This window comes from Pseudomonas sp. W15Feb34 (assembly GCF_023127765.1).
GTDB classification, from domain to species: domain Bacteria; phylum Pseudomonadota; class Gammaproteobacteria; order Pseudomonadales; family Pseudomonadaceae; genus Aquipseudomonas; species Aquipseudomonas synxantha_A.
Map to the genome: position 1 here is coordinate 348,554 of NZ_SPKN01000044.1, position 20,050 is coordinate 368,603.

18 protein-coding genes and 1 pseudogene are annotated in these 20,050 nt (G+C 55.0%); 11 read left to right on the forward strand and 8 right to left on the reverse strand.

The window, feature by feature from the left end; all coding sequences use genetic code 11:
- The first annotated feature begins 63 nt into the window (after positions 1 to 63).
- The 5 genes and pseudogenes from E4O97_RS21575 to E4O97_RS21595 all read left to right on the forward strand — a co-directional run bounded on the left by E4O97_RS21575 (position 64) and on the right by E4O97_RS21595 (position 4,716).
- Positions 64 to 348 carry a hypothetical protein gene (locus E4O97_RS21575; RefSeq protein ID WP_248162200.1) on the forward strand — a complete coding sequence of 95 codons (285 nt, stop codon included), beginning with the start codon at positions 64 to 66 and terminating at the stop codon, positions 346 to 348.
- Positions 345 to 617, forward strand: a complete 273-nt coding sequence (locus E4O97_RS21580) for a DUF3077 domain-containing protein (protein WP_017735121.1) — start codon at positions 345 to 347, stop codon at positions 615 to 617. Before E4O97_RS21575 ends, E4O97_RS21580 begins: the two co-directional genes overlap by 4 nt.
- Positions 614 to 3,502: pseudogene (locus E4O97_RS21585) on the forward strand (DUF927 domain-containing protein). Before E4O97_RS21580 ends, E4O97_RS21585 begins: the two are co-directional and overlap by 4 nt.
- Positions 3,503 to 3,600: 98 nt before the next feature.
- A complete protein-coding gene (locus tag E4O97_RS21590) occupies positions 3,601 to 4,443 on the forward strand; it encodes a chromosome segregation protein SMC (RefSeq protein WP_348984554.1) in 843 nt (280 codons plus the stop codon).
- Between the two features lie 93 nt (positions 4,444 to 4,536).
- Entirely contained in the window at positions 4,537 to 4,716 is a 180-nt protein-coding gene (locus E4O97_RS21595) for a hypothetical protein (RefSeq protein WP_248162204.1), read from the forward strand.
- A 437-nt stretch (positions 4,717 to 5,153) separates the two neighbouring features.
- On the opposite strand, the gene E4O97_RS21600 is transcribed toward E4O97_RS21595, so the two are convergent.
- On the reverse strand, positions 5,154 to 5,465 hold the full coding sequence (locus E4O97_RS21600; protein ID WP_248162205.1) for an alkyl sulfatase C-terminal domain-containing protein: 312 nt from the start codon (positions 5,463 to 5,465) through the stop codon (positions 5,154 to 5,156).
- A gap of 122 nt (positions 5,466 to 5,587) precedes the next feature.
- Between E4O97_RS21600 and E4O97_RS21605 the strand changes: the two genes are divergently transcribed.
- The 3 genes from E4O97_RS21605 to E4O97_RS21615 all read left to right on the forward strand — a co-directional run bounded on the left by E4O97_RS21605 (position 5,588) and on the right by E4O97_RS21615 (position 9,900).
- Positions 5,588 to 7,504, forward strand: coding sequence for a DUF3696 domain-containing protein (locus tag E4O97_RS21605; RefSeq protein WP_248162206.1), 1,917 nt, complete (start codon positions 5,588 to 5,590; stop codon positions 7,502 to 7,504).
- Entirely contained in the window at positions 7,488 to 8,513 is a 1,026-nt protein-coding gene (locus E4O97_RS21610) for a hypothetical protein (protein ID WP_248162207.1), read from the forward strand. The genes E4O97_RS21605 and E4O97_RS21610 overlap by 17 nt, the downstream gene beginning before the upstream one ends.
- Before the next feature lie 400 nt (positions 8,514 to 8,913).
- Complete coding sequence (locus E4O97_RS21615; RefSeq protein WP_248162208.1) at positions 8,914 to 9,900, forward strand: restriction endonuclease; 987 nt, start codon at positions 8,914 to 8,916, stop codon at positions 9,898 to 9,900.
- A gap of 123 nt (positions 9,901 to 10,023) precedes the next feature.
- Here the strand turns inward: E4O97_RS21615 and E4O97_RS21620 are convergent, their stop codons facing one another.
- Positions 10,024 to 10,893 carry a hypothetical protein gene (locus E4O97_RS21620; protein WP_248162209.1) on the reverse strand — a complete coding sequence of 290 codons (870 nt, stop codon included), beginning with the start codon at positions 10,891 to 10,893 and terminating at the stop codon, positions 10,024 to 10,026.
- Between the two features lie 1,071 nt (positions 10,894 to 11,964).
- Here E4O97_RS21620 and E4O97_RS21625 point away from each other — a divergent pair.
- Together E4O97_RS21625 and E4O97_RS21630 are read left to right on the forward strand one after the other, a co-directional pair.
- Complete coding sequence (locus E4O97_RS21625) at positions 11,965 to 12,174, forward strand: DUF1508 domain-containing protein (protein WP_056847258.1); 210 nt, start codon at positions 11,965 to 11,967, stop codon at positions 12,172 to 12,174.
- A 151-nt stretch (positions 12,175 to 12,325) separates the two neighbouring features.
- The gene (locus E4O97_RS21630; RefSeq protein WP_248090709.1) at positions 12,326 to 12,547 is read left to right on the forward strand and encodes a hypothetical protein; all 222 of its coding nucleotides are present in this window, start codon (positions 12,326 to 12,328) and stop codon (positions 12,545 to 12,547) included.
- 244 nt (positions 12,548 to 12,791) lie between these two features.
- On the opposite strand, the gene E4O97_RS21635 is transcribed toward E4O97_RS21630, so the two are convergent.
- From E4O97_RS21635 to E4O97_RS21645, 3 genes are all read right to left on the reverse strand, one after another.
- A complete protein-coding gene (locus E4O97_RS21635) occupies positions 12,792 to 13,394 on the reverse strand; it encodes a hypothetical protein (protein ID WP_248162211.1) in 603 nt (200 codons plus the stop codon).
- A complete protein-coding gene (locus tag E4O97_RS21640) occupies positions 13,391 to 13,963 on the reverse strand; it encodes an RNA polymerase sigma factor (RefSeq protein WP_032878478.1) in 573 nt (190 codons plus the stop codon). The genes E4O97_RS21635 and E4O97_RS21640 overlap by 4 nt, the downstream gene beginning before the upstream one ends.
- A 153-nt stretch (positions 13,964 to 14,116) precedes the next feature.
- The gene (locus E4O97_RS21645; RefSeq protein WP_248162213.1) at positions 14,117 to 15,745 is read right to left on the reverse strand and encodes a VWA domain-containing protein; all 1,629 of its coding nucleotides are present in this window, start codon (positions 15,743 to 15,745) and stop codon (positions 14,117 to 14,119) included.
- A gap of 224 nt (positions 15,746 to 15,969) precedes the next feature.
- Between E4O97_RS21645 and E4O97_RS21650 the strand changes: the two genes are divergently transcribed.
- On the forward strand, positions 15,970 to 18,171 hold the full coding sequence (locus E4O97_RS21650; RefSeq protein WP_248162215.1) for a M10 family metallopeptidase C-terminal domain-containing protein: 2,202 nt from the start codon (positions 15,970 to 15,972) through the stop codon (positions 18,169 to 18,171).
- 6 nt (positions 18,172 to 18,177) lie between these two features.
- Here the strand turns inward: E4O97_RS21650 and E4O97_RS21655 are convergent, their stop codons facing one another.
- The 3 genes from E4O97_RS21655 to E4O97_RS21665 are packed head-to-tail and all read right to left on the reverse strand — an operon-like array spanning position 18,178 to position 19,897.
- Positions 18,178 to 18,828 (reverse strand): DUF799 domain-containing protein, encoded by a 651-nt coding sequence (locus tag E4O97_RS21655; protein ID WP_043049149.1) that lies wholly within the window; start codon positions 18,826 to 18,828, stop codon positions 18,178 to 18,180.
- Positions 18,825 to 19,187 (reverse strand): DUF4810 domain-containing protein, encoded by a 363-nt coding sequence (locus E4O97_RS21660; RefSeq protein ID WP_248133311.1) that lies wholly within the window; start codon positions 19,185 to 19,187, stop codon positions 18,825 to 18,827. Before E4O97_RS21660 ends, E4O97_RS21655 begins: the two co-directional genes overlap by 4 nt.
- Before the next feature lie 29 nt (positions 19,188 to 19,216).
- Positions 19,217 to 19,897 carry a CsgG/HfaB family protein gene (locus tag E4O97_RS21665; RefSeq protein ID WP_005783620.1) on the reverse strand — a complete coding sequence of 227 codons (681 nt, stop codon included), beginning with the start codon at positions 19,895 to 19,897 and terminating at the stop codon, positions 19,217 to 19,219.
- Between the last annotated feature and the right edge of the window lie 153 nt (positions 19,898 to 20,050).

The window sequence follows — 20,050 nt, forward strand, 5'->3', positions numbered from 1 at the left end:
TCTCTCCCGTTACAACGCCCATATGTCCAAAGCGCGAGCCTTGGAAGCCGCAGGGGGTGCCCAATGAGCATACTCCCAGGCTTTGCACTACCCGAGGATCTACTCTGCGTCAGCCAAGACGCCGAAGCCGGTCTGCCTATCGACGCCATCACCTGTGCGCTCGACCGTGCCGATTCAGTTCTCATGCTATTGGAGGATCACTTAGACGGCGATAAACCCCTGCTTTCCAACCGCGTGCTGTCATCCGTCATTTGGGACGTGCGCGGGACCTTGGGCTTGATCAAAACACTCACCATGTACGGTGATGCCTCCTCTGTGCCAGTGAGCCAGAAAGGGGGTGCCCTGTGAACACTGCCAACACTCTCGGGCGTGCCGAATTCTCATGCGTTGCCAGCGGTACTCAAAAGCTGTTTAGGGTCAATGCAGGCGTGCCGATCGAGGACGCACTTGAGGCCATATCGCTGTTTCAGTACTACGCCAATCAACTGACCCTCGATGCAGCCATGAGTAACGAGGGCGAGCGGTTCAGTTGGCCCGCTCTCTACCTGGGCGAAATGGCAAAAGCGCTGATTGATGACGTCAACGATGCGCTGTATGCAACGAGGACAGCGCCATGACTCAGCGCACCAGCAAGACCTCAAAACGCCCCAGCTTTGCCGACGTAAAAAGCGCTGCTCTGAAGAACATCGACCGCGTACTTGCGCACTGGCTGCCGAACGGCAAACGCGTCGATGGCGGCAAGGAATACACCGCACCAAACCCCACACGCACCGATAAACGCGCAGGCTCACTCAAGGTCAGTTTGAGCAAGGGCACTTGGGCGGACTTTGCCACCGGTGATAAGGGCGGCGACCTGATCGACCTGGTGCGTTACATCGACGGCGGCACGGACGTTGAGGCCTGTAAAAAACTGGCGGATCTGCTCAGCGTTTCCGCAGGATCTGCAACCACCAAAAGCACGCCAGCCAAGAGCGCAACGCCGGAGTGGATTGCGATTCAACCGATCCCGGCCGAGGCCATGAACAAGTGCCCTGCCAAACACCGGCAACAGGGTGTTCCGTCCAAGGTATGGATCTATCGTGATGCTCAGGGCCGGCCGATCATGGCGTTGTATCGTTTCGACCTAGGTCCAGATGAAGACGGCAAACCGCGAAAGGTTTTCGCGCCGTTGACCTGGTGCAAGCGTTCCGATGGGCAAGCCACCCAATGGCGCTGGCAAGGCTTGCCGGAACCTCGGCCCCTGCTGCGCCTGGATGAGCTGGCACAGCGCCCCGATGCGCCCGTGGTGTTGTGTGAAGGCGAGAAGGCTGCTGACGCCGCCGCTGAGCTAATGCCCGACTACGTCGCCACCTGCTGGCCGAACGGCTCCAACTCTTGGCACAAGGCCGACCTCACGCCACTCAAAGGGCGCACGGTAGTACTGTGGCCGGATAACGATGCCAGCGGCAAGACCTGCATGGACGCCATCGAGCTTAAGCTGATTGAGCTGGGCACCGCTTCGGTACAACGAATCTCGCTCGACGTATTCAAGTTCAAGCCCAGCAGCAAAGGCGGAAAGCCCACGCTCATCAAGGGTGGGAAATGGGCAGACGGCGACGATGCAGCGGATGCGTTAGCCAAAGGCTGGACCGCTGACCACGTCGCCGAGCTGGTGCGCAACGGAGAGCTTTTCGGCAGTGTTGCTGAGACCACTGAACCTCAACAATCGAAGGCCAAAGCGCCCGCCAAACGCCCTGCGAAATCGAAAAATGACCTGTTGCCCGGCGGCTTTCGCCTGACGCCTGAAGGGGTGTTTTATTCAGGCGATGATGGCGAGGCACGCCCCGTATGTTCGCCTCTCGAAATCATCGCTCGCACTCGCGACGACAAGGGCCACAACTGGGGCTTGTTGGTTGAGTTCGATGACCCGGACGGCGCTAAAAAACGTTGGAACATTCCAGCCCGAACCATGACCGGCGACTTCGGCAAAGACGTACTCGGCCCCTTGGTAGACATGGGCCTGCGCCTTGCCGGAAGTCGATCTGGGCGCAACGCACGCAATGATCTGCAGAGTTATCTCGGCGGCTTCGACAGCGCCCAGCGAGCACGCTTGGTGACGCGCTTGGGCTGGCACGACAAGGCGTTTCTATTGCCCGAACAACAGATTGGCTCGCACGCCGAACACCTGCATTTTTATGAGGCAGGTGCGCAGTTGCCACCGATCAGCGAGGCGGGCTCTCTGGAGCAGTGGCAGCAGCAAATCGGCGCGCTGTGCGTTGGTAACCATCGCTTGGCGTTTGTCGTCTCTGTGGCCTTTGCAGGACCTCTGCTCAACCTGCTCGGGCATGAGTCGGGCGGCTTCCATCTCTACGGCGACAGTTCCGGGGGCAAGACTACCCACTTGCAGGTCGCTGCCTCGGTTTATGGCGGACCTCGTCTGGTGCGTTCGTGGCGCTCGACAGATAACGCCTTGGAGTCCATCGCCGCTGCGCACTCAGACGGCCTCCTGGTGCTGGATGAAATCGGCATGTGCGACCCGCGCATTATCGGCGAGACGGTCTACATGCTCGGCAATGGCACCGGCAAGGCACGGGCGAATGATCGAGGACAAGCGGGCCGACAGGTGCAGGAGTGGCGTTTGCTGTTTCTCTCGACCGGCGAGAAGACGTTGGCGCAGCACATGGCGGATGCAAACAAGGAGCTGAAAGCCGGTATGGAGGTGCGCATGCTCGCCGTGCCTGCGGATGCCAGCAAAGGCCTCGGCATGTTCGATGTGCTGAATGGTTTTGAGGACGCTGCGGCCCTCTCCGATGCGCTCAAGGCCCGTGTAGCCAAATACTACGGCACGCCCCTCACCGCCTTCCTGCACGCTCTGTGTGCGCCTGGGGAAATGCTCAGATGGTCGGTGATCGTCCGCCGCACGGTGGAGCAATTCATCACCCAAAACCTGCCCGTTTCGGCCAGTGGTCAGGCGCAGCGCGCCGCCCTTCGATTTGGCCTCGCAGCAGCGGCCGGAGAGTTAGCCACCGCCTTCGGCGTTACTGGATGACCCGATGGTACGGCCACGACCGCTGCACGAGTGTGTCTGCACGCGTGGCTGGCCGAACGCGGCGGCGCCGGGAATTTCGAGGGCGATGCGATTTTGGCGCGGCTGAGGCAGGTCATCGAGCGCTTTGGAGAAAGCAGATTTACCCGCTGGGAATCTGCAGCCGCCAAGATCGATGAGCACGGCCCACGCACGATTGATCGATTGGGCTTTCGCAAGACACTCGAACATGGCATGGGCGATGCCCTGCACACCACCAACACTTACTACGTGCTGCCTGAAGCCTGGAGGGCCGAAATCTTCAAGGGCATGAACATCAGTGCGGTGAACAAGGAGCTGCTGCAACGGGGCGTACTCGAACCGGGAAGCGACGGCAAGGCGTACAGCTTGATTCGCCTGCCCGGGTTAGGACCTCAACGCTGCTATGTGGTGAAGACAGTTCCTGGAACGGATGAAAGCGAGGCCAAGGCCGCCTGATGGCATGCCTGCTGATCGAGGTAGCGCCGGCTCATTACCGGCCTCGCCAGCCGTTCGACAACCATCCCTATCAACCGCAATACCCAGAGACAATACAGATGAATACTATCCAAGAACTGAAAGACCGCCGCGACAAACTGACCCTCGAAGTGGAGAGCATTCAGGGTGACCTGGCTCCCTTCGAAGAGGCGCTGGAAAGCCCGGAGGTTATCCAGCAGGGCCGTCAACGAGCCGTGCAGGATGAAATCAACGATCACAAAAGACGCATCGACTCGCGAAATCTGGAGATCAGCAACCTGAATCAAAAGATTCATCGCCTTGAGAGATTGGCAAACCGTGAGAGCTTGGCTGCGGGATATCTCAGCGATATGGCGAACTGGAAAGCCGACGAGATGGAACTCAACGAAAAGCGCAGCAGCATCGAGACCCGGTTGCAGCAGGTCCGCCAGAGCGATCAGGAAGACATGGCAAAAGCTCGACAAGCTGAAACGGACGCGGCCACCGCTTATGCACAGGCTGTCGCCTGGGGCGATGTAGAGGGCGAAAAAGCGGCTAACGCAGAAGCTCAAAAGGCAGCAAAAAACCTCACGGCTGCGGCTGAGCATCACCGCCGCCAACAACTGCTCATCACCGCACTGGAGCAGGAGCTGGTGACGATTGATCTGCATATCACAGAGGCACAAAAGGAACGCACCGAGATCGAGAATAAAGCGGCTCACCTGGCGAACACTGTGCTGGAAGAACAGTGGAATGAGGCCGCCAAAACACTGCTGGAGACCGGCGGCAAGCTGTGGGCCGCACGCAACCTGATTAGTCGTGACCCGGTTGCACTGATGAAGCTGGATATCCCTGAACTGGGCGAGCACTTTGGAAGCTGGACCTGGCGAGAACTCGCGGCTCGCTCACACCAACACAGCCTGCTTGACCTGTTGGCGGCCTAACTCAAACCTTCCCCGAAGCAACCGGCGAGGGCCGGTTGATTCGGGCCTACCATCGGTTTAACAATGAACAAAACACTACAGAACAGTGCTCAGATGCCTGACTACCTAAAGGCCCGAAAGCTGCATTTGAACGGGATAATTGTCGGCATGGCTGGAGTGAAAAAGCTCAACGCAAGAGCAAACAAAGACACCAAGGTTGAGACGCTCACGATTGATGCAATCAAGGCAGAGCTTGATTTCATAGACCTCCAGCTCAAAAGAAAGAGCGGTTGATGAAGAAGCGGAAGCTTAAGCAGCTTCCGCGTCGTTAGATCCTCCAATTACAAGCAAGGCTTCAGATTTTCGGCTTCTGATCTGTGGCGGCTGTGGGCTTATGACCGCTTTCGGCCGATTCTGTTGAAAAAGTCAACTTCGAATTCCACGGCAGAAAAGTACGCGCCTGAGATTGAAATCTGAATTTTTGGCAGTAGGTTCGGACCTCGGATTTCACGTAGCAGCGTGCAAAAGAGGTCTTTTCCCCCATCAGTATTCGAGCGTTTTGGGCAAGCCGACTTTTTCAACACAATCGGCCAATAGCGGACGTCCGAGCAAATCGAAATATTAGAAGGTCAACTGAGCTTTTTGGATTGATGGCAGCACTTTCGTACGCTGCCGTCTTCCAGGGCGGAAGGGGCTGTCCCATAGCTGCCGGCGACGTGATTGGATTTTCATTACGGTGTTACGATGTTGAGCCAAAAATCGATGTTGTCCATGTACGACATCAGTTCCTCCAGCTTGCCTGGCGCATCGTCTATCTTGATATCACTCGAGGCCAGCGCATTCTGCAACGCGATCTCTTTCAACGCGATGTAGTTCATCGTGTCGCGGGCTAGGGTCACCGTGGAATAGGCATCTTTTACTGCAACACTAGGTGGAATTGAGAAACCCATTCTCCATCTCCATCGAGCATTTCTGTTTGAGATCGGTGAATCGAAATTGAGCTTTAAACGCTCGTCGTCGTCTTTGGGGCCATTCAAGCGCATGGCAGATAGCACTTAGCCACGAAATATCTAGACGTTGCGATGAAGTTTTGTATACCGTACTAGCTCAGAATGCACCGGCAGCCGTTCACAACCGGTGAATCTCAGATTGCGGAGGGATTTGCATGCTCGAAGACTTGTTTCTAAGTAATTTTAAATCTATAGATATGAGCGCGCCAATCGCACTGAAAAACTGCTCAATTTTGTGCGGTTCAAACAGTAGCGGCAAGAGCTCTCTTATTCAAGCTATATTAATGCTTTGCCAAACATTTGCGCGGCGCCACCAGCATGACTCTGTTGTGCTAAATGGGCATATGGTTCGCCTAGGCTCTTTTCATGATATTAAAAAGCATCTTTCAGACTCAGAAAACATTACAATTAAGTTCTCCATTCCTTTTACGAGCGATAGCTCTTTCAGAAGCAATATAAAAAAAGTTTCGTGTGAATTGGTTTTTGGCAGAAAACAAAAGAACAAGTCAAAAGCCGAAGACGACTTCCACCCAATCGTTTTAAGTGCAAAATACGAACTACTAAGTAGCGGCGAAGAAGGAGAAGTAATCGACTATGTCCATTTTCGACAGCCGTCAACTGAACAAGAGATAGCAGATGATGATGGATCGCTTTATATAGTCGATGCTTTTGGTTTCTCAGATATAGATAAAACAAGGGCTGAGTACCCTGGATTTAAGATGCTTGGTGCCTTTAAGAAAGGTATCGTCCCGCGAGCATTCAAAATCAAATATGATTACACAAAAAAACTTAGCGCTAACATTGTTAGTATGATCATCGGGGAAGGTCCTGGTAGAAAAAAATTCCGAGAATCCCACCTTGAAGAGTCGGAGATAAAACTTCCAAAGCTTATTTTCGAAAAGCTTAAAGAAATAATCAATAGAGAACGCGAAAATTTAATCTCTACGACTGATGTGCCATTAGAAATCCTGGAAGCTTTTCAACGAGATGACCAACTCAAACATTTGCCAAATTCTACAATCAAAAAACATTTTGTTAATGCAACATTTGCATTGCAGCCTGACGATATACAGGATGGGCTCTTTTTTGACGAAGAGGTCGAGCTTTCAGACTGGAAGCTATTTGTACAAACACTTGACATAAAGCGTAGAAAAAATCTAGTCGACTTACTAGATAAGTACAGATCTGAATTCCAGGAAGCATGGTATCAAGGATCAAAGAAGATCTTCAAAGAAGAAAACTACACCTCGAGAATTTTTTCTATTGCTGGCGAAATGTTGAATTACTACTTCTCAACCTCTGTGAAGTATCTTGGGCCTCTTAGAAATGAACCGCAAGCAGTGTATGCGTCCCTAGGTCATATAGATACATACACAGTGGGACTGAAAGGTGAGTTCACAGCTGCGGTTCTCCACATTAATAAAGATAGAGTCATCGAGTATAGTTCGCCATTAGCAGTTGGCGGTGAATTCAAGTCCATTCAAAAATCCGGCACTTTGAAAGAGGCATGTCAGGAATGGCTATCTTACCTAGGTGTAATTGAGGATTTCCACACAAGAGATAAAGGCAAGTTCGGCTACGAGCTTTTTGTGAAGACGGCCCAAGGTGAGCAATGGCAAGACCTAACTCACGTAGGGGTGGGGGTCAGTCAAGTATTGCCTATTGTGCTGATGTTTTTACTATCAACCATTAATGACATATTAATATTTGAACAGCCAGAGCTTCACCTACATCCAAAAGTCCAATCAAGATTGTGCGACCTGTTCCTTACTATGGCCGCAGATCAGCGGCAATGCATCATTGAGACACATAGTGAATATTTGATAAATAGACTTCGACTAAGGATTGCCCAGGACGACGAAGTTAAAAAGATCGAAAATTCGGCCGTATTTTTTATCAACAAAAAAAATGGAACGTCTGTATATGAGCAAATCTCCCTAAATAAGTATGGCTCCATCGTAAACTGGCCCGAGGACTTCTTTGATCAAACTGATCGCGAAGTAGAAAACATATTGATAGAGGGCGCAAGAAAGAAACGAATGGAGAAGAGTCGTCATGCGAGCAGTAATTAATTTTGAGTTTCTACTAGCTCCGGCTTTTGCTCAAACTGACGACGTTATAGAGTCAATTGATGAACTAAGAATGCTCGCTGACCAAGTGACGAACCTGTCTGCACCTCCATTTCTTGAGCAAGAAATACTGTGGGCAATGCAGGAAGAGGGTTACTATCCGAGCACAAAATTATTCAAAGAAAAACTATCAAAGCTAGAAGATTGCCCGTATGGCCCTGATGATGTAGTCAGAATGGTAAACCGAATATTGGAAAAAACAGCTTGTATTTCCACCGTGGAGCCAGAACGGCTGGCTGAGTGGCAAGACAAAGTTGTGATGACACCATTTGCAAATTTTTCGGGGCCGCGATTGGAAAAACTATTTGGCTTTTTTGAAACCTTATCATTAAGTTGCTTTTTCGAGAAACGAGATTACTCAGTCCTTTCCTTTTGTGAAGAGTCAGGCGCCGCTAAAGAAGTTTCTATTTCCGGAGTCGTGAACGAGGTCTATCCAGAAGTTCAACAGAACCTGCCAGCTGAGTTCCTGAACAAACTACCCGTTTATTTTAAATACTCTGATTTCATCGCCGATAGTACTGCTAGTGATTTATTTGACAATGCTCGCTCTACTGGTGATTTTAAGTGTGCATTTTATGCTGGCGCTATGGCTCTGATTTATAAGTCTGGAGGTGATGCCAGCCTATTGCACTGGGATGACTTTAATATATCTCCGGATTTTTTAGCTTCACTGGTTCGAAATCAATGTATGCCAGGGGATAGATTTGGCTCAGTATTACTAGATTCAATTTCACACATTCTGGCTGGATCTGCGAAGTCTGCCGTGAGTATATTTACAACGACCATAAACTCTGAAGAACCAAGAGTTTTTGGTAGCTATATTGGATACAGAACGCACTTAACCAGGTCAGGTCGCGGACTTCGTCTAATGTTGTGGCGGTCGAAAAATGGAAGTACTATTTTTGCGAACGTCGGAAACAAATTTGAACTGGAAATATCGGATCCTGAATAGTTGTACCGACACTCTGCCTAAGTGACCCAAATAAAAACCAAGGTTTGCTCGAAAACCCTGCAGGTCTTCGAGTAACCCTATGGCGTGCTTCGGGTACCCGATTTGCGCGTGGTCCTGAATCCTGAACGGGGTCGCGTCTGAGTCCGCACGGAGAAGGTTGGTAGAAGCACTACACTAAACGGTGTAGCGCCTTAGAAATTGCGATAACGGCCAGGCTTGGGAGCCTTTCGTGCCAGCAAAGCGAGGGGCCGATGGGAAGCTATGCTCAATCGATCACTGAAAAAGCTGACGACCCTATATTGTCAGCGGCAGCTATCTACCCACATCTGGCGATCATTATCTGCTGACTGTCTTATGTCTGCTGTGCTTCAGCCTCACTCCGCCTAATCTAGGAACGCAAATGAAATGGAAGAGCAGGAATCTAAGAGAACTCGCCCACATTGTTTGTGGCGACTCTGAGCACTTTCGGTATCGTTCAAGCAGTTACATCACTGAGTTCTTTCAAGATTGTGACTTAGATTACACCCACGACGGTTCAACCCGCTGGGCATGGGTTGCAAGCAGACTGGAGGAGGTGTTGGCTCTCCCGCATGCCAGTCCTTCGGTTCCACCTGATGCTTTCATTCGGATCATCCGTGCAACTCTCGACAAGGGCGACGCGCAGGAGGGCGATCCGGACAGGAGCAGAGCGCTTGCCGCGCTTAACGCTGTGCTGGTGCGCGAAGGTTGGGAAGCGTTCTTCGACGAGCACGGCCTCGGCCAGTTGCGCCACAATGCCACTAACACCATTGCGCAGATGGCGAACCCGCATCGGCCGCTTACACCAGCGGAGATGGAACGCCGAGAGCTACTCACCACATACCTCGACAAGTGCTCTGAAGATGAGCTGATCGAGGAGGTGCTGCTGCCGTTATTCCGTCAGCTTGGGTTTCATCGCGTAACCGTAACGGGTCACAAAGATAAGGCGTTGGAATATGGCAAGGACGTGTGGATGAAATACACCCTGCCGACTCTCCATGTCCTCTACTTCGGCATCCAAGCAAAAAAGGGCAAGCTAGACTCAGCGGGCGTAGGAAGACCTGGTTCATCGAATGTCGCCGAGATTCACAATCAGGTGAACATGATGCTTGGCCACGAGATTTTCGATTCGGAACTGAATCGCCGAGTCTTGGTTGACCACGCATTCATCGTCGCGGGCGGCGAGATAACAAAACAGGCAAGAAACTGGATAGGCAACAAGCTAGATGCCACGAAGCGCTCTCAGATCATGTTTATGGACCGAGACGACATACTCAATCTTTTCATTGTTACGAATCTGCCATTACCAAAGAGCGCTTTGCCTCTCCCGAAAGTTACAGCCACCTTCGACGATGATATACAGTTCTGAAAAACAGCTAGCTAAGAATTGACAACATCTGAAGCGAAGCCATTGATTTGGCTTCGCTTTTTTATTTTTTTACGTGGACTATTTACGCTCTTTATTTACACGTAGCCGGTCTGAAACGTAAGTTTAGCTAGGAACTTGCACAGGCTTGCCGTCGACTATCCTGTAGTTCCTTTCAATGATTTTTATCGGGTTCGACGTGAAACTCTCTACCGTTGTGATCTGAGTGATGTCCGATAGGTCTCCAATATTTAGCTCTAACGCCCCTCGATCATTTAGAGCCTCAGGTTCAGCGCCAAAGCATAGTCTGTACTCTCGTTGCCAAGCATACTCAATGGGTTTGCGAAACAATCCTATCGGGCCGCTGTAGTCGCTGAAATCTACGTAATCGACCTGGCCGTAGCCACCTTCAAAGAAGGGAGAATTATAAAGGAGAGGGTGTGTCGCGATGGCTTGTGAAAGCCTTCTAGAAAACTCTGCATGGTTCGTAATACGAAGGACATGGGTACCAAACTCTCGGAAACGTTCACTGAATTGCAGCATTCCGTTGTCGAGTCCCCAAATCTGACCGTCATGTCCGGCTGATACAGAACCTAGGCAGTACACCATGACGGTTTCAGGTCGAGGTAAATTCAGGGTCATGATTGTCTCAGGGTTCAATACGATTTCGTCGTGACCTTCAACCTGAAGTGCGAGCTCGCTCACTACCCCATCCCTCATGCCAGAGCTGAGCTTAAGGTACACATTTTCAAGCTCGTCCCTTCGAAGTGCAGCGCAGGCTTCACCTTCAAGCTTCGCGAAATAGTCGACGCTATTCATGTAAAGCAGACCACGTTGCAGCGCCTGTAGTCGATCTAGATTAGCCACCTTGAACAGCATCCAACATTGCTTGTTAGGCATGCGATCAGGTATCGCTTGCATCTGCACTTCACCAGATACCATCTTGCCCCCTATCTGTGCAATCAAAGCTTCTAGCTGGGTTTGAATAGGTGTCAACGATTAGTGCATTCCATGTCCCCTATGTCAATTCGCCATAAGGTCAGCATGCATCAAAAAAAATAATAGCCTACGAGAGCCAAATGCGGTTCGCATCGAATAGCCCCTTATGGCCGGTAGCTGCCCTTATAGGCGAAAGCCCCTAGGTCAATGACCTCCCGCCTCAATCATCACAAACTGCTGCTCCAGAGCACCATTGTTGTAACACCTATTTGCGATGTAACACGTATATCGGCAAACCAGTCGAAGCTGTGTAACGCAATATAAATCATTTAAAATCATACAGTTAAATAATAATGTAACACGCGTAACACCCGTAACACGGTTTGTTAGAGTATCCCCCTAGCCCCATTAGTATTGCTCCTCCAGCGAAGCGAGATCGATCATGCTCTTGGCTTTGGTTCGATAGTGGGGACCCTCGCGCATTCTTGAAGATACGGGGTAGGAAACCCGCGTGATCGTGTCAGCGGAAAGGTACCCAGCTTAGTGAGCAGGTGAACCGGGTGAACTGCTGTTCACCGGTGCATATGCCCTATGAGTCGGAAAGCCGCTGGGGACCCTGGGCATTCGGATAGACACGGGGCAAAGAACCCGCGCGTTCGTGTTAGCGGCTGGATTTTTTAAGTTGGTTGACAGGTTGACGTGGTTGACACCCATCAACATGTTGACGCCATGCAGGTGTTCACTATCCGCAACAAATACAGCCACCTTTACCGAAGCTGTAACGATGGCCCTGTTTCTTCAAGATCCTTTCAATTTCAACGATTGAAATTTCAGTAACTTCCGGCACCTCCCACTAACTCGATCCCGCGGGTTTCATGCCCCGTGTGACGCACAAATAGCCAGGGGCCCCAGCAGTTTTCGTCGTTTCAGGGCAGCGCTCCACTCGCCCCATCTCTACCGTCATCCTCGTTCGGTTCATGGACATGTGGGCAAGGGAACCGGTAGTGTCGAATCGGCGCCGTTGAGCGTATCCCTTTTGCTGTGGGAACTGCACGGACGCTAATGAGGGAGTGCTAATACAAACACTGGATCAGTGCTCGCTTTCACCTATAGAAGAAGGAAAGGATCATGAGTCGCGTATCGTACTTCAAGATTTATAAAGACACGGCTGGCGAGTGGCGGTGGAGGTTCACAGCTAAGAACGGAAAGATCATCGCCGTAAGCTCCGAGGGATATAACAACCTCGTTGACTGCGAAGACTCTGTCAGCCTAATCAAATCCGAATCACCGACAGCGCCAGTGATTGGGGACGATGAGTACGACAAGCTCAGAAAATAGTGATTGAGTAATACAGTTCGGGGATGCGTTACCGCAGGTATTTCGGCGTGTATCCCCCTGCTGTATTCCCATCTCCAGAACCTGACGTAAGCCAATCATTGCTGATGATTCTGAGCCAAGTTCAAACGATCCCATCCCTTGGAGAACACTCATGGAAGATGTCTCATTGCTCGCATCATTGCTTAAGCGCATGAATGAAAACCAGCTGGCGCTGGGGGCAGCTATCGAGGAGCTGTCAAACTGGGTTGAGCAAAGAGGATCTACAGAAGTGGCACAGAACATTCGAGGGGCACTGGATACCCTGGATGGAAATGCAGGATTCATCACCCTTGGGCTCGCCTCACTGGCGGCAGAAGGTCGAACCAAGAAGTAACTACTCTGCTGGATGGCAACACATCAGCCAACATTTGGTATTGCTTTACCCTACGGGGATACCTCGAAAAAGAGGGCAGAAGGAAGCGCCGTGTATGCCCACGTGTATGCCTAACCGAAGAACCACCAAGCACACCCAATGAATGCGGGCCTTTTGCTGACCAGTTCAAACGACGCCGGGGCACCAGATATGAAATGGAAAAGCCCCAGGTCGTGAGACCCAGGGCTTTTTTGTGCGTGCTGATTCAGCGCTTCTGCAACACCTCCAACCGCGCCGGCAGATCCTCCTTCGGAAAGCGCTTATGCAGCGCCAACAGCTTTTCATCAGCCGCCTTGCTCTCCCCCGCCTCACGCAGCTTCACGATGGCCTGCAACTCCTGCTCCAACGATGGCAACGCACTCGGCGCCGCCTTGCTGAGTCTTTCCGCTGGCGGGGCCGCCATTACGTCAGCGATTTCAGCCTGGGCTGGAGCACTTTCAACCCGTGGCGCCATCGCCATGCGGGCCATTGGCGCTGGGGCGGAAAACGCTTGCGGCGCTGGGTGGGCGGCATCTTCGTGGCGCAGGGCGGAGAATGTCGCGGTTGAGATTTCGGGCTGCGGCACGGGGGAGCGCATGACCACGCCGATCATCAGCGCCAACCCGGCGACGGTGGCGAATGCCATTTGCCAGCGCGGGCGTTGGCAGGCTTGCAGCCAGCGTTGCCACAGGCTGGGTTGCGGCACCGGCGCTTCGCGGCGCGCAGCGTTGAGAATGAAGGCGTCGAGGGACGCGGGCGGTTCGCCCGTGCTGTGTTGACGGTAGTGCTGGAGCAGCGCGTCGTCCGGGGTATGTCGGGGGTCAGTCATACAGGTACCTCCTCGGCCAGCAGGCGCCGCAATTTTTGTAGGGCGTAGCGCAAGCGGCTTTTTACGGTTTCCAGCGGGGCGCCGGTGAGGGTGGCGATTTGCGGCACTTCGAGGTCGCCATGCAGGCGTAACAAAAACACCTCGCGCTGGTCTTCGGGCAGTTCTTGCAGGGCGGCGTCGAGGCGCGCCTGGTCGCGGCTCAGGCTCAGTTGTTGCTCGGGGCCGGCGCTGTCGTCGGGTTGGGCGTGCAGCTGTTCGTCGTAGCTGTCGTGCAGGGGGTTGTGGATGCCGTGCTTGCGCCAGTGGTCGATCAGGCGGTTGCGGGCGATCTGGAACAGCCAGGTACGAAAACTCGCCCGGCCTTGTGGCTGGGTGGTGCTGCGGATCAGGCTGAGCCAGGTGTCCTGGTAGATTTCTTCAGCCAGTTCGGCTTTGTTGCACAGGGACACGAGGAAGCGGTACAGGCCCTGGCGGTGGCGCGTGTAGAGGGCTTCAAATGCGCCAGCGTCGCCGGTTCGGTAGCGGGCCAACAGCGATTCGTCGCTGGGTGGATCGTCTGGGACGGCCATGTAATGGGCGAACTCCTTTTTGTCAGCCGAAGCAGGATTACTGTGGGAGGGGGCTTGCTCCCGATAGCAGTGGGTCATACAGCACATCGGATACTGACACACCGCCATCGGGAGCAAGCCCCCTCCCACATTTGAACATCGTTGTGGGCCAGATCAGGGTTTGAGGCTTTGGGCCAGTTCCACCAGTTGCACGAATTCGTTGCGCAGGCCGAACGGGTCATCGCCGCGGGCCGAGCGGGCAAGTTTGGCGGTATCTTGCAAACTCATGTTGCCAGTGTAGCGGCCATCACCCTTGAGCTGTTGGGCGAACGCGGCAACGGCTGAGGAGAAGCGCAGGTCGTCGCTGGCCGGGGTGGCCTGGTTGGCGATAGGGCGCTCGATCAATTGGCTCTTGCCGCCCGCAGCGGGCTTGTAGCGCACCCGTAGCATCGCCAGCTCGGCGGATTTGCCTTCGGCCGTCGGTGCATTGGCATATCGCAACGGCTCCAGCCAACCCTTCTCGCCCTTGGGCACGATTTCGTACAGCGCGGTCACTGTATGGCCTGCGCCGATTTCGCCGGCATCGACCTTGTCGTTGTTGAAATCCTCACGCTTCAAGGCGCGGTTTTCATAGCCCAGCAGTCGGTATTCGCTGACCTGGGCGGGGTTGAATTCCATCTGCAATTTCACATCCCGTGCCACCACCGCCAGGGTCGAGCTGAGTTGCTCCACCAGCACCTTGCGCGCTTCACGCAGGTTGTCGATGTAGGCGTAGTTGCCATCGCCCGCATCGGCCAGTTGTTCCATCAGGTGTTCGTTGTAGTTATCCACACCGAAGCCGAGGGTGGTCAGGGATACGCCGCTTTTGCGCTGGGTCACCGCCATTTGCTTGAGGCTGTCAAAGTCGCTGATGCCCACGTTGAAGTCGCCATCGGTGGCCAGCAGGATGCGGTTGATACCCTTGTCGATAAAACCTTCGCGGGCCATCTGGTAGGCCAGTTCGATGCCGGACGCGCCTGCGGTGGAGCCACCGGCGGTGAGTTGGTCGATGGCGTTGCGGATCTTGGCTTTTTCAGCGCCCGAGGTGGGCTTGAGCACCACGCGGGATTCACCGGCGTACACCACCAGTGACACGCGGTCCTGATCGCGCAGTTGATCGACCAGTAACTTCAACGTGCTTTTGACCAACGGTAAGCCTTCGCGGCGGTCCATGGAGCCGGACACGTCCACCAGGAAGACCAGGTTGGCGGGCGCCAATTCTGCCACGGCTTTATCGGAGGCCTTGATACCGATGCGCAGCAGTTTTGTACGCGGGTTCCAGGGCGTGGCGGCGAGCTCGGTGGTGACGCCAAATGGGGACCCATCGGTGGGCAGTGCGTAGTTGTACGGGAAGTAATTGACCATTTCCTCCAATCGCACGGCGTCTTCGGGCGGCAGGCGACCTTGATTGAGGAAGCGCCTGACGTTGGCATAGCTGCCAGTGTCGACGTCGGCGCTGAAGGTGGAGACCGGGGTTTCGGCGACGCGATGCACCGGGTTATCCGGCAGGTTGGCGTATTGCTCGCGGGGTTCGCTGCGGTAGTCCATCGTCGCCATTTCTCGCACCGCCATCGGTGCCGGCATCGCCATTCGCTTGACCACTGCATTCTGGATCGGCGCGCTGTGAAGTTCGGCGAGAGGCGCGGGTTCAATCGGCTTGGCGACGTCGGGGGACGATGACAGCCCACACCCAGCCAGCGCCACCAGCAGGGTGACGGCAAAGCCTTGGGCAGCAGGACGCAGCAAGAGCACAGAGCGGGACATGGGCTGAACCTCGTGAGTGAATGAGCCGTTCAACAGATCAGACGTGAGGCTGCACCGGTACGGGTTAACCACGGATATTTCTTCGCCCAATTGCTGCGTCACACTTCGAGACACAACCGGGTGAACCTGCCATTACCACCAGCCACATATCGAGAGTTCGCCTCCCTGTCAGAACAGCCTGTTTCTTGACGTCTTTGGAGCCTTTTTACATCAGAGAAATCGCGATGAACTCCGTAAAAAATAACCTAACACACCGCTATGAGCCGCCCTCATTCGCCGAACGCCCGAGCTATGCCGGGGCCGCTTCAGACAAGCTGTCCTACGCCACCGAGCAAGCGGCAGAGCAAATCACTCGAACGGGCTATCGTTGGAAAGTGCAGAACCCAGACGGCACCACACCTATCGGCTATCGTTTTTTCACACCTTCACAAGCCACCTACAGCACACCCACCGGCGCTAACGAGTTCTCACCGTCGCAAAAAGAGCAGGCCAGGCGCGCCATGCAGTCTTGGGCGGATGTCGCCAATATCTCCTTCACTGAGAATGCACCCGAGGCCAATGGGCAGCTGTTACTGGGTAATGACCCGAACCAGACCGGCCTGTCGGGCCATGCGTCTTATCCGGGCATCTACAGCGATGGCACCCAAGCCTGGTTCGCGTCAGACGGCATGAATCGACCCTTCACTCACGGTAGTTTCAGCCGGTACCTGCTGGCCCATGAGATCGGCCACACCCTGGGCCTCATGCATCCCGGCAAATACAACAATGGCGGCAGCTACGCTGAAAACGCCCGCTACGCCGAGGACAACCGCGCCTACAGCCTGATGAGTTACTGGTGGGCAGGTCATCTGGGCCATGATCACAACAAAAACCGCCAAACTCACTATGCCAGCGCGCCGCTGATGGACGACATCACCGCCATCCAAAAGCTCTACGGTGCCAATTACAAAACCCGCGACACCGACACGGTCTACGGCTTCAACTCCAATACCGGGCGTGACTTCCTCAGCCTCAACTCAGCGGACGACGCGCCCGTGTTCAGCGTGTGGGATGGGGGCGGCAACGACACCCTGGATTTCTCGCGGTTTCATCAGGACCAGACCATCAACCTGAAGGCTGAACACTTCTCCGATGTGGGCGGCATGAAAGGCAACGTCTCCATTGCCAAAGGCGTGACGCTGGAAAATGCCATCGGCGGCACGGGTGCTGATCGACTCATCGGCAACCACGCCGATAACCGCCTGACCGGTGGCCTGGGCCAGGACACCCTTACCGGCGGGCCGGGCAAGGATACCTTTGTGTATAACAACGCCAGCGAGTCGACCGCGCAACGCCCCGACCTGATCACCGATTTCACCAGCGGGCAGGACAAGATCGATGTGGCTGCCGCGCTGCAGGCCGCGGGTATCAAGGACCTGCAGTTTGTGCGCCGCTTCAGCAGCCGGCCGGGCGAGGCGTTGCTTGGTTATGAGCCGAACACGCGCCAGCACAGCCTGGCGATTGACCTGGACGGCTCGGGCCAAGCCGACCTGTATATCAAGAGCCAAGGGCCAATCAAGCCAGACGACGTGATCAGCCGAGCTTCCCAGCCGAACCGTGTGCCAACCCCACCCGCCCGAGTTACGCCGCAACCGCCGACGCCAGCGCAGACAGCACCGTACAAGCCCCGCCCCGAGCCAATGCTCGCCCCACAACAAGCGCCGTTCTCCTTGCAGAACTACGCCAACGCATCCCTTAAGGGCACGCCGATGCATACCGCGGCCAGGGCCGTGGGCAGTATCCGCGAAGTGACGGTCACACGGGACTCATGGGGCTATGAACGGGTGCATACCCGTTCGTTGGGTACCGGCTCGCTGATCAATGATGGCAACAGCGTACTGACCAACCAACATGTGCGCGACGCGCTGGCCAAAGGCAGCAAGCTCGAACTGTGGCTGGGGTATGAACAAGACAGCAGCGGCCGGATGAAGGTAGAGCGCAAAGTGCCGCTGGACCCCACGCCACTCAGTGGCGACGCCCGGTTGGACTATGCCGAGCTGCGTGTCGACTTGCCCGCAGGCGAGAAAAAAGCCTTGGCCGAGCAGTTCCCGCCCCTGAAGCTGGCCTCCGGCCCCCAGGTATCGCCTGGGCAGAAAGTCTTTATGCCCAACCATGGGCAAGAGGCCCTCGGCATTTCATTTCTAAATACCAAGGGCCAACCCACCACACTCAAGGGATACGACCAGGACAGCCGTAATCAGGGCACGGTCTACCATGATGCCTTCAAGAAGCCCGGCACTTCCGGCTCACCGCTGATCAGCGTTGATACGGGCGAGATCGTTGCCTTGCACAACGGCTCCATCGGCACCAGTGTGAACGGGCAGCGCGACTCCATGGGAACGGCCACCCGCATCGACTTGATCCAACAGCACCGTCGTCAGAGGTGACGCGGTTCAGTCCGTGCCGTACTTGGGATTACGCGGCCCGTACAGAAGCCCGGTGCGTTGCCCCGCCGACAGCAGGCGCGCACTGGTGATACCGGCAATCGGATGCGCCGCATCGGTAGAGCTGTTGATCACCTGCTTGACCGCCGCCGTGATCAGCATGCCCACCAGGCCGCCACCGTTGTTGTTGCCCTCCTCGCTCGACGCCCGCGCCGAACCGGTCCACAAGGTGGTGCCGGTGCGCAGGTCCACCAGTTTGGCCGAGGCAGTCACCGAGGTGTCGCTGGAGATCAGCATGTACTGGGTGCCGTACTCGCTGATGGTGATGTACAGCGCCGCGTCCGCACCAAAGATGTCATGCAGTTTGGCCGGCTGTACGGCCTGGATATCGTTGGCGGTGGTCAGGCCGTTCTGGCGGAAGGTTTCGTCCACCAGGGCAATCGGCAACACGTAGTAGCCGGCTTCGGCCAGTGGGTAGGTGACTTGCGACACCAGGCTGTAGGACGCCTGCACTTCCGGCGATTCATTGATAGGCGGCAATACCAGGATCGACTTGGGCCGCGCCTGTTTGTACGCCGAATAATCAACTGTCTTGGGCGCGGCGCAACCGCCGAGCAACGCCAGGGCCAGCAAGGCGCCGGTGAGTTTTAACAGGCTCATTTGGTGGCGACTCCGGCTTTGGCGTTTTTCAACAGAAAGTCCATGTATGCAGCGGACTCAGGGAACAGGGCCTTCTCGGTGCGAAACTCCTGCACCATCTGGTCATCCTTGCCCATGTTCATGTACAGCATGCCCAGGTGCGCGTGGTAACCCGGCGGGGCCTTGCGGCCACTGGCGTTGATCTTCTGCAGATCGCGCTCCAGTGCTTCCACCTGCGCTTCCTTGGGTTCGCCCTTGAAGTACTCGTAAACCTGAGGCTGGTAGCTTTCCCATTGATACAGGGGCTGGGGCGCCGTCTGGCACCCGGTTACCGTTGCGATTGCTGTCAGCGTCAGCGCCAACTTCACTGCCTTGCTCATCCGTGTACTGCTCCTTGTGGTGTGGCTGATCAGTTACGCGGGTTCCAGGCGCCGGCGTTGATGCCGTCGACCAGGCGGTTGATCGCTTCGCGCATGGCCAGGTCCAGCACCTTGCCATTGAGGGTGGAGTCATAGCTGGCGGTGCCGCCGAAGCCGATCACTTCACGGTTGGACAGCGCGTACTCACCGGCGCCCTGGGTGGAATACACCACTTCGGAGGTGTTGATGTTGACGATATTCAACGCGACTTTGGCGTAGGCCACTTGGGTCTTGCCACGGCCGAGGATGCCGAACAGCTGGCGGTCGCCGGTTTCCTTGCGGCCGAATTCGGTCACATCGCCAGTCACCACATAGTCAGCGCCCTTGAGCTTCTGCACGGTGCCTTTGATTTTGGCTTCCTGGGAGATTTCGCCCATGTTGTCGCGGTCCAGCACGCTGAAGCGGTTGGTCTGCTGCAAGTGGGTGATAAGGATGGTCTTGGCCTGGCCGCCGAGACGGTCGACGCCATCGGAGAAGATGCCGCGCATGTAGCTGGAGCGGTTATCGAACTTACCCACGGCAATCGGCACACGCACGCCGGAATAGGCCACGTGGGCGCTGGCGACTTGCTCCACCGGCATCGCGCGGTTGCTCTCGGTGGCGCAACCGGCCACGGTCAACAGCGCCGCGGCGGTGAGGCCCGACAGCAGGATTTTGGACAGTGTCTTCACAGGGTGCTCCTTGGGTGAGAAAATCAGCGTTGCCGGGTTTTCCAAGGAGTTAGGCAGCCTGAAAACGCGCTGGCCTGAATTCTTCCCTGAAAGACGGTGATGCAACGGCTGCGGCATTTTACGGGGTTGAGAGCGGTTCTCAAGTTGTTTCGG